The sequence below is a fragment of the Belnapia sp. genome, from assembly GCF_059504005.1.
The window spans coordinates 1-8743 of sequence record NZ_JCACHU010000037.1 but is presented as its reverse complement, the minus strand read 5'-3'; the positions used below and the strand labels follow the sequence as shown (position 1 = coordinate 8743).

Sequence of the window (8743 nt, the reverse complement as noted above, 5' to 3'; positions counted from 1 at the left end):
AAGCCCGCCCTCCTCGCCACCAGATTTTCCAGACCTCAGGTTACAGCACCCACCCCAGGGCCAGTCGTCGCGCGCGATCGTCCAGGCGTAGCCCTTCTTGGTCTTGCCCCGGCCAGGTTCCAGCACCGGCATACCGGTTTCATCGGCAAACAGCCGCGCGGAGGCGAGCAGGATCTCGCGCATGCGCGCCACCACCGGCCGGACCTCAAAGGCCGCGGCACCGAGCCAGCCGGCCAGCACTTCGCGGCCAATCGCAATGCCCTGCCGCGCCAGGCTCTGGGCCTGGCGGTACAGCGGCATATGGTCGGCGTAGCGTGCCACCAGCACCTGGGCGACCGCTGCCTCGGTTGGCATGCCCCCCTCGATCAGGCGGGCCGGGGCGGGTGCCTGGACCACCACGCCCTGGCAGGCCCGGCAGGCGAACTTGGGCCTTCGGGTCACCAGAACACGGAACTGGGCCGGGAGCACGTCGAGCCGTTCAGCCGTGTCGGCCCCGATCTCCACCATTATGCCCCGGCAGCACGGACAGGCCGTGCTCTCGGGCAGCAACACCTGCTCGATCCGGGGCAGATGCGCCGGCAGCCGACCGCGTCCGGCGCGGCGGCGGGCCGTGTTCTTCTGGCGCAGATCCGGCGCGCGCTTCTCCGCCTCGGCCTCGTTGCTGGCCAGCGAGGCCTCGATCTCCTCAAAGGCGAACTGCAGTTGCTCCTCGGGCAGCCGCTCCGAGCGCGGCCCGAACTGCATGCGCTGCAGCTTGCGCAGCAGGTGGTGCAGGCGTTCGTTCCGCTCCGCCAGCGCGTCCCGCTCGGCGACCAGGCTGTCGCGCTCCGCCAAGGCGGCCAGCAACATCGCCCGCAATAAGGCGGGATCGTCGGGCAGGTCCGGCCTTGTCTCGCCCCTCTCACGCATCAGCGCTGAGTCTAAGCCGGAGCTGTTGGCGTGGGAATCTGTCTCGCATCCGCCACGCGCGAAAAGTCGAGACCTGAAAAGAGTGCAGCAAACTGTACCGCCGAGAGCCGCACCGCGCCGTCGGTGACAGGGGGCCAGCGAAAGCTGCTCCCTTCCAGCTGCTTCCAGACCAGGACCAGGCCGCTCGTGTCCCAGTGCACGATCTTGACCCTGTCGCCGCGCTTGGCCCGGAACACCAGCACCACGCCCGAGAATGGATCCTCGCCCAGCATCTCCGCCGCCAGTGCTGCGAGCGAATGGGCGCCCTTGCGGAAATCAACAGGCCGGGTCGCCAGCAGCACCCGCATGCCAGCCGGGATGCTGATCATGACCCGGAAGCACGCACCGCCCGCAGCACCGTCGTCAGCAGCACCGGATCCACCCCGAGCGAGACCCGCACCACCGCACCGGCCAGCACCACTTCGACCCCCGCTCCGGCCAAGGCCATCTCAGGGGCAGGCAGATCAGATACGATTGGCACAAAGGGCAATCCCGCCGCCTCGCCAGCCTCACGCGCCTCGCGCCGCCAGGTGAACAACTGCTGCGGCGCCATCTGCCAGCGCCGCGCCACCGCCGAGACCACCGCCCCCGGCGCGTAGCTCTCCGCCACCACCCGCGCCTTGGTCGCCTCGTCCCAAACCCTTCGGCGGCACGGGCCCGTCAGCACCTCAACCCGCTGCTACCCGCCACCCTTCAGGTCACGCATCATGTCGACCCTAATGTCAGCCCGAAGCACCTCGAGCGCCGGGCATCCCATCAGCTCACCAACCCACAAGGAAGAAGGGCCTCTTTCCGTCGCTTACTCCTGACCGCCAGGCAAAGCGGCGACGCCCCACAGGCAGCCGCCCTGCTCGACAAGGACCGACTAAGCTTCGTCTTGGCCGATACCGCATACGATGCCAACCACTTCCGCGCCGCCGTCGCCGAGGCTGGCGCCATGGCCGTCATCCCCAACCATCCCTCGCGGGCCACCAAGCTCGGGCTCGACAAGGCAGTCTACCAGGAACGCCACCTCGTCGAGTGCTGCTTCGGCAAGCTCAAGCACTTCCGCCGCGTTGCCGCCCGCTACGACAAAACCGCGCAGAATTACCTCGTCATCGTGCTCTGCGCCGTAACCATCCTCTGGTTACGATAACTGTCCACAGGACTAGCCAATCTCGTAACTCGCTATATGGCTCGCCAAAATTTCTTTGGCGGCAGTAAGTGAAGGCTTTGACAATGGCACTGTGATGCCTTTGCATAATATAACCCAAAATGAAAGTACCGTTCATTGTTTGATAGCCAGATGGCTAGAACGTACTGAACACTTTAGCTGTTTAACGGATTCACGGCACTTATTCTGTTGCCGTCAAACTATTCAAAAGTCCGCTTGTACTGAACTGGAAGTTTTTCCGTATTCTGCCCAATTCCGACTACGACCAATAATCGAGTGTTGCCTAGTTTCCTCACGTCTACACTTGTCTTCTTCGAGGGCGCAGTTTGAAATGCATTTGTTCCGATTCGGATCAATCATGAAGTGTCGGGCATAACACTCACTGACGCACGCTTGCCGTTTTACCTCGCATCGCGATTGCGCTAAAGCCGGAGTAGACACCGTTGCACCGAAGGTGAAAACGGCGAGAGCAACAAATTGCCGCAGCGTCCTCGCCATGTGACCGTCCTCAGAAAGTTGGGCATCACCTATCAAGATCAGCGTGAGGTTGGTCCCAAAGGCGCTCGTGGCGTACGCGTCAAGCGGTTGCTGTCAAGCCATTCCTGAGCTGGCGGAAATCGTCTGAGGCCTGGGACTTGCGCTGCAAGATTTACCTCTCTCCAAGCAGGATGAAAGCCCTGTGCATGAAACTGATCGATCCGGTTAAATAAATAATCAACCAGCCTAACGAGCCGGCGAAAACGGTCGGATCCTCGGGGCCAATTATAGGCAGCGAGGATGGTTGGTATTGCTATTGTTGGAACATCCTGACCTTCAGGAATAAGTTGCGGATAATCCCGCGAGGTCAAAGTTGAGGGAAGATAGACATTGGAAAAATCGGCATCTGCGATGTCAATAGGCAGAAATTTGAATCCGGACTCCCAGCGTCCACGTAGAAAAGCATCGACAGGTTTTGAGGTAATGAATACAACCGCCGCCATGTCATCCTCTCCTCGACGCATTTTTTCGAGCGCGGCAGGATGCGGCATGAACGTTCTTTCGGCATTGATTCTTAACCGCTCAAATATAAGAGGGCCTGAGTAGGCTGCTGTGGTACCAGGCGTATTAAAATTTACTTTTTTGCCGTTAAGATCCGCAACGGAGTTAATTCCGGGTCGTGCAAAAATATGTACCTCAGAAGGAAAAAGATTGAGGATATAAGTGATACGTTGATCAATGTTAGGTATTAAGCTGCGGAATTGTTCAAGCGCATCGGTATTAATGATCGCTAGGTCGATGCCACGCAAATACAGCAGCGCTTCAACGTTCTGAGTTGGACCACGTGTTACAACCGGAAGCACATGGAGCGCATCACGTTCATCAACGACTCTGGCAATTTCGGTAGCAAATCGGATTGGGGCACCTTCCAGCAAGCCGCCGGCTAAGCCGACCGTCCAGGCATTGAGCTTTTGCTTGACGGCCATTTCAGCGGCGGTCAAAGGCGGCTCGAGGCTAGGCTGGGCCATGGTGTGTGTCAGGGGGTGCATCAGGCCTGCAATAAGTATGCAAAGTCCAATTGCGAAAGTTCGTAATGTCGTCATTGGTTTTTCCTTTTATCGATGTCGAACAACGACTGGATCTCCATCGGCTCTTGCTGCGTTTTTGTGCCTCTCTTCCGACGCCGTGAAGCAGCAGTAAGCTGTTTAGCTTGAATCGTCTGGCCGTCTTCTTGCAGTTTCACGCTTTACTTCGTTTAGCCGGCGTCGATGGCCAACCGTAAGCGACATATTAAAACAATGAACTTATGGCAAAGACAACCTAACAGAAGCTACTCGCAAAATTTGGAGTCTGGTCATTCCACCGTGGGCGCTAAAGGCGCAGTGTCTGAAATGCACGGTTGGGTATCTACTCCACCGTGATGCCTCTGGCACGAACCAGCTCACCCCAGCGTCTGTCCTCTGCAGCGGCGCGACTTACGAGTTCTTCAGGAGTCGAGCCGATAGCTTCGGCTCCCAAGCCTCCGAAGCGCCGTGCTGTGTCGGGATGGTGAGCCGCGGCGATCACAGCAGTACCCAAACGCGCCGCGACCACGCCTGGGATACCCGCCGGGCCACCGACAGCAAGCCATGACGCGGTCTCGAAGCCTGGAAGAGTTTCAGCCACGGTTGGAACTGCTGGCAATAACGGTGAGCGCTCAGTGCCGGTGACCGCGATAGCGCGAGCACCGCCGTCGCGTATTAAAGGTAGCGCGGTTGGGAACGCATCTATCATCAACTGCGCACGTCCGGCGGCGAGATCGCGTAAGGCGTCGGGATTGCCACGATAATGGACCAGTTCACAGCGCGTCCCTAAACGTTCAAGCAGCATTTCCGTTGCAAGATGCGGGATGACGCCCGCGCCTGGTGTCGCGCAGATCGGAGGTATGCGCTGGGCCCGCATCCAAGCCTCAAGCTCGGTAATGTTTGAAGCTGGCACCGATGAGTGTACCATCACGGCTGCAGGAAAACGTGCGAATTCGCTGATCAGCGTGAAGTCGCGTTGTGGATCGAAAGGTAGGTTGCGATAGATATGGCGGTTCACAGCAAGCGTCGCGGCGAATAATGTGCCAAAGGTCAGGCCGTCCGGTGCAGCGCGTGCGAGGACCGAAGCGGCAAGGTTACCGGCTGCACCCGGTCGGTTTTCCACCACGACAGCTTGGCCTAGTTCAGCTTCCAATCGTTGCGCAAGGATGCGCGTGAGAAGATCAGGAGCTCCGCCCGGTGGAAATCCTACAATCCACCGAATTGGCCGGTCGGGCCAAGCCGCTGCGTTTCCACGAGAAGGCATCGCCGTAGCCAACAAGGCGGGAACAGCGATAAGTGCACGGCGCGTTGACATTGAAAAATCCAATTTGGCAACAGACGACGCAGCCTATACCTAGTCCAATAATTCGCGCAAATGCCGCCGTTCTTAACAATGTGCCCAAGCACCTCAGCGACTGTACGGAACAGCCGATCAAGTGGCGATGCTGCGGCGCAGGATGCGCGATACGGCGGCGCAGATCACAACCTCACCGGTTTCGGGCAAGCGCTCGCAATCACTTGCCAGCCAGCGTGAGCGCGACAGCCAAGGGAAGATCGCCTTCCCACCCACCGGCGTAGGATGACCTGGAAGCCCTTCGGCTTTTCCTCCAAGCCAAAACGCCAGAGGTGGCGACCGCGGGCCGTATCCCACGGCGTGGTGTAGGAGCGATGCTCCTTGGCGGGCTATGCCGCGGCGTTAGGCGGCCGCGACTGGCAGGCTGACGGCAGGAGTATCGCTCACGGCGATCTTGGTCTCCAGATGCTATAGGGCGAACCCGGCGTGGCACGCTGGCGCTCTTCGGGAACGTTGGAGATGCCCCCATGCTGGATCACGTGGCAGTCGGTCGGAGTGCGGTGGCCTTCGAGGCGGACGGCACGCTGACGGTCGTCATCGAAATGAGCCTTTCATCCTGGCTCGTGGCAGGCGTTCTGCCCGGGGTGTGGCGGCGGCCTCTCAAGAAGCTTGAGCCGGACGAGGCAGTGCTGTTGCGCTTGGTCGAGGGGTGGCGAGAGGAGGCATTGGCCGCGGGGCGGGAGATCCAGCGGGTCGTCGTGGCTTACGAGGCAGGACGCGACGGCTTTTGGCTGGCCCGTTGGCTCAGGGCGCGCGAGATCGAGGCCTATGTCATCCACCCGAACAGCGTGGCTGCCTCGAGGGAGCGCGGGCGTGCCAAAACGGACCGGCTCGATACGGCGCTTCTGCTTCGCGTGGTGTTGGGCTGGCTGCGCGGCGAGCCCGGACATTGCTCGATGGTGAGCGTGCCGACGGTCGCCGAGGAGGACGTGTCAATGCTGAGGTGGATTTGGTTCTTCCGCACTTTCCGTGCTCATTAAAGCGGAACGTGGCGTCCAAGCCTCTGATATCTAGGCAGGCTTCTACCCACTGCTGACCGCGATTACGGTCATACAGACGTTCCGGCACGCAGTTGCTGCATTTCAAGCCGATGCAGGCGCTGAGCCGCGACGTTGCACTCGCGTGCAGCACGGGAAGTGCGGAAGAACCAGCATTCATCCAGCCGCTACAGGACGCCAGGCGACCGACGCGGGAGCGGGAGAACCTCGTGGGCGTGGCCTGTCCCCGAATGAGGATCCATGGGTCATGAGAGAGTTGGCCCATGGTCTGGCGAGCCCGGCTGGGCGTGCTGGAACGGAGCGTAGGCAGGCCCAGCCGGGCGCGGCAAGATCGCTTCCGGCGCGGGCGGCCTGTACCCGAGAGCACTGTGCGGCTTCAAGGTGTTGTAGTGCCGCCGCCATCGCTCGATCAGCACCTCGGCCTCCTTCAGCGAATGAAAGATTTCCCGGTCGAGCAGCTCATCGCGCAACTTGCCTTTGAAAGATTCATTGTACCCGTTCTCCCATGGGCTGCCGCGCTCGATGAACAACGTGCGCACGCCGATCCGCTTCAACCAGGCGCGAACGACCTTGACGGTGAACTCGCCGCCATTATCCGACCTGATGTGGCGGGCGGGCCACGCTCGACGAACAGGTCGGTCAGCGCCTGCAGCATGTCATCCGAGGTGAGCCGTCGTGCCACCACGATAGCCAGGCATTCCCGCATGTGGATGTCGACCACGGTCAGAATGCGGAAGGGTCGCCCGTCCGAGGTGCGGTCCTGCACGAAGTCATAAGCCCAGACATGCCCCGGCCAGCATGGCCGCAGCCGGATGCAGGAGCCGCCGTTCAGCTACAAACGGCCCCGCTTCGGCTGCCGCCGTGGTACCTTCCGCCCCTCGCGCCGCCAGATCCGCTGTACCCGCTTGGCGTTCACTTGCCAGCCGTCGGCGCGCAGAATCGCCGTGATCCGTCGGTAGCCATACCGGCCGTACTTGACCGCCAAAGCCACGATCGTCTCGGTCAGCGCCGCTTCGTCATCCCGGACGCGGCGTACACGGCGCTGCGTCGAGCGCGGTTGATCGAGGGTGCGGCATACCCGGCGTTCGGAGACGCCGAGCGCAGTCTGCACATGACGGAACCAGGCCCGGCGACGCTCAGGGCCTAGTATTTTCCCTTAGCGGCCTCTTTCAGAATCTGCTTGTCGAGCGTGAGCTCGGCCACGGCCCGCTTCAGCCGCGCGTTCTCCCGCTCCAGCTCCTTCATGCGCCGGGCCTGGTCGACCTTCAGGCCGCCATACTCGGCCCGCCAGCGGTAGAAGCTCGCCTCCGATACTCCCAACCCGCGGCAGACCTCGCCGACCGTGCGGCCCTGCGCCAGCTCCACCTCGGCCTACCGCAGCACCCCAATGATCCGTTCCGGTGTCAAACGCTTCTTAGGCATCCTGACCTCCTTCAGGTGCCCAACTCTCTCATCAAACCCGGATCCAGTTCAGGGGCGCAGGTCACTAAGTTTGGTCTCGCTCAATGGCACCGTCAACTTATTGATTCGAAGCCACAGCAGTGCCACGCCAAGGGCGGTGGAGCAGTAGAGTTCAGGCGGCGGCAGCAGCCCCGATGACATCCGCCCACGCCTCGAAAGCGCGCCCTTTCGGCGCGATACTGGACGACGGTGAATTGGTCGTGGCAGGAGTGGAAGAGGCTGCTGATCTGGTCGTGGGCGGAGAGGAAGCGCTGCGCCTGCCGCGCCGACTTGAACCGCTTCATCTGCCGTTCTCGTCGTCGCGTTGGCTGATGCGAGTTCTCTGCTCGGTTATTCAGCCCCTTGTGCTGCCGGTGCTCGACGCCGGGCATCACCTCCCGCTTGGCTGCCCCGTAGCTCGGGAGCATGTCGGTGATCATGACGCGGGGCGCCTGGCACTGACGCTTCAGCAGCTTGCGCAGCAGGCGCTTGGCGGCCCGCTTGCCGCGCCGTTTTTGCACCAGCACGTCGAGCACCATCCCGGCTTGATCGACCGCGCGCCACAGTCAGTGCTTCACCCCGGCGATCTTGATGGCCCCCTCATCCAAGTGCCACTTGTCTCCAGCACGGAGCAGCCTCCGCCGGATCCGGTTGCCGAACTCCTGGCCGAACTTCAGCGCCCACCGCCGCACGGTCTCGTGGCTGACGATGATGCCGCACGTCACCAGCATCTCCTCGATCATGCGCAAGCTGAGCGGGAAGCGAAAATACTGCCACACGGCCTGGCTGATGACCCCGCCCGGGAAGCGGTAGCCAGCATAGGGCGATTTGGCGACCGAGGAACTCATTCCGGTTACATACCGGGCCGAGTTCAGACCGCCAACTGGAGTGCACCCCATTAGGCCGGACACGCAGCTTGGGTGGCAGATTGGTGGGCGGTGAACTCACGCGGCGAGAGCATGCGCAAGCCGCTATGGGGGTGGACGGCGTTGTAGTCGTTGAGCCAGGCGGGTGGCTGCTGGAGGACGGAGAGGGCACTTGGGCGGGGCTTCACCCGGACGTAGTCGCGCTTGATGGTTTTGACGAAAGCCTCGCAGACGCCATTGCTTTCGGGACTGCGGACCGGCGTGAAGCATGCCACGAGGTTCAGAGCCGTCGCGAAGTCCACCGTCTCGCCCGCGGTGTAGGCGGAGCCGTTGTCGGCGAGCTGGACTTCCCCCTGGGGCTGGAGGGTTTGCTAACGAACCCAGGCACCCTAGCAGCCTGTCGGGTTTGGGTTTGCTGGCGACGGGTCCGTTGGATTGTGGAT

Annotated in this window: 6 protein-coding genes and 4 pseudogenes; 2 read left to right on the top strand and 8 right to left on the bottom strand. The window is 61.6% G+C overall.

Annotation, left to right across the window (positions count from 1 at the left end; all coding sequences use genetic code 11):
- The 3 genes from tnpC to tnpA form a co-directional block, all read right to left on the bottom strand.
- A partial coding sequence (gene tnpC, locus AC5JJ1_RS05660; protein WP_495784135.1) for an IS66 family transposase occupies positions 1–909 on the bottom strand: 909 nt, incomplete at its 3' end.
- Positions 910–920: 11 nt separating this feature from the next.
- On the bottom strand, positions 921–1256 hold the full coding sequence (gene tnpB / locus AC5JJ1_RS05655) for an IS66 family insertion sequence element accessory protein TnpB (RefSeq protein WP_495784134.1): 336 nt from the start codon (positions 1254–1256) through the stop codon (positions 921–923).
- Between the two features lie 17 nt (positions 1257–1273).
- Positions 1274–1615: an IS66-like element accessory protein TnpA gene (tnpA, locus tag AC5JJ1_RS05650; protein WP_495784133.1), complete on the bottom strand. Its 342-nt coding sequence runs from the start codon at positions 1613–1615 to the stop codon at positions 1274–1276.
- A gap of 129 nt (positions 1616–1744) precedes the next feature.
- Between tnpA and AC5JJ1_RS05645 the strand changes: the two are divergent.
- A pseudogene (locus AC5JJ1_RS05645) lies at positions 1745–2083 on the top strand (transposase); the annotation flags it as partial.
- Positions 2084–2637: 554 nt separating this feature from the next.
- Here AC5JJ1_RS05645 and AC5JJ1_RS05640 read toward each other — a convergent pair.
- Positions 2638–3606 (bottom strand): TAXI family TRAP transporter solute-binding subunit, encoded by a 969-nt coding sequence (locus tag AC5JJ1_RS05640; protein WP_495784132.1) that lies wholly within the window; start codon positions 3604–3606, stop codon positions 2638–2640.
- Between the two features lie 379 nt (positions 3607–3985).
- Positions 3986–4906 (bottom strand): Bug family tripartite tricarboxylate transporter substrate binding protein, encoded by a 921-nt coding sequence (locus tag AC5JJ1_RS05635; RefSeq protein WP_495784136.1) that lies wholly within the window; start codon positions 4904–4906, stop codon positions 3986–3988.
- Positions 4907–5463: 557 nt separating this feature from the next.
- Between AC5JJ1_RS05635 and AC5JJ1_RS05630 the strand changes: the two genes are divergently transcribed.
- The gene (locus tag AC5JJ1_RS05630; RefSeq protein WP_495784131.1) at positions 5464–5976 is read left to right on the top strand and encodes a transposase; all 513 of its coding nucleotides are present in this window, start codon (positions 5464–5466) and stop codon (positions 5974–5976) included.
- A gap of 263 nt (positions 5977–6239) precedes the next feature.
- Here the strand turns inward: AC5JJ1_RS05630 and AC5JJ1_RS05625 are convergent.
- The 3 pseudogenes from AC5JJ1_RS05625 to AC5JJ1_RS05615 form a co-directional block, all read right to left on the bottom strand.
- A pseudogene (locus AC5JJ1_RS05625) lies at positions 6240–7359 on the bottom strand (IS3 family transposase).
- 208 nt (positions 7360–7567) lie between these two features.
- Positions 7568–8282, bottom strand: a pseudogene (locus AC5JJ1_RS05620) (IS6 family transposase).
- 50 nt (positions 8283–8332) lie between these two features.
- A pseudogene (locus AC5JJ1_RS05615) lies at positions 8333–8641 on the bottom strand (integrase core domain-containing protein); the annotation flags it as partial.
- Between the last annotated feature and the right edge of the window lie 102 nt (positions 8642–8743).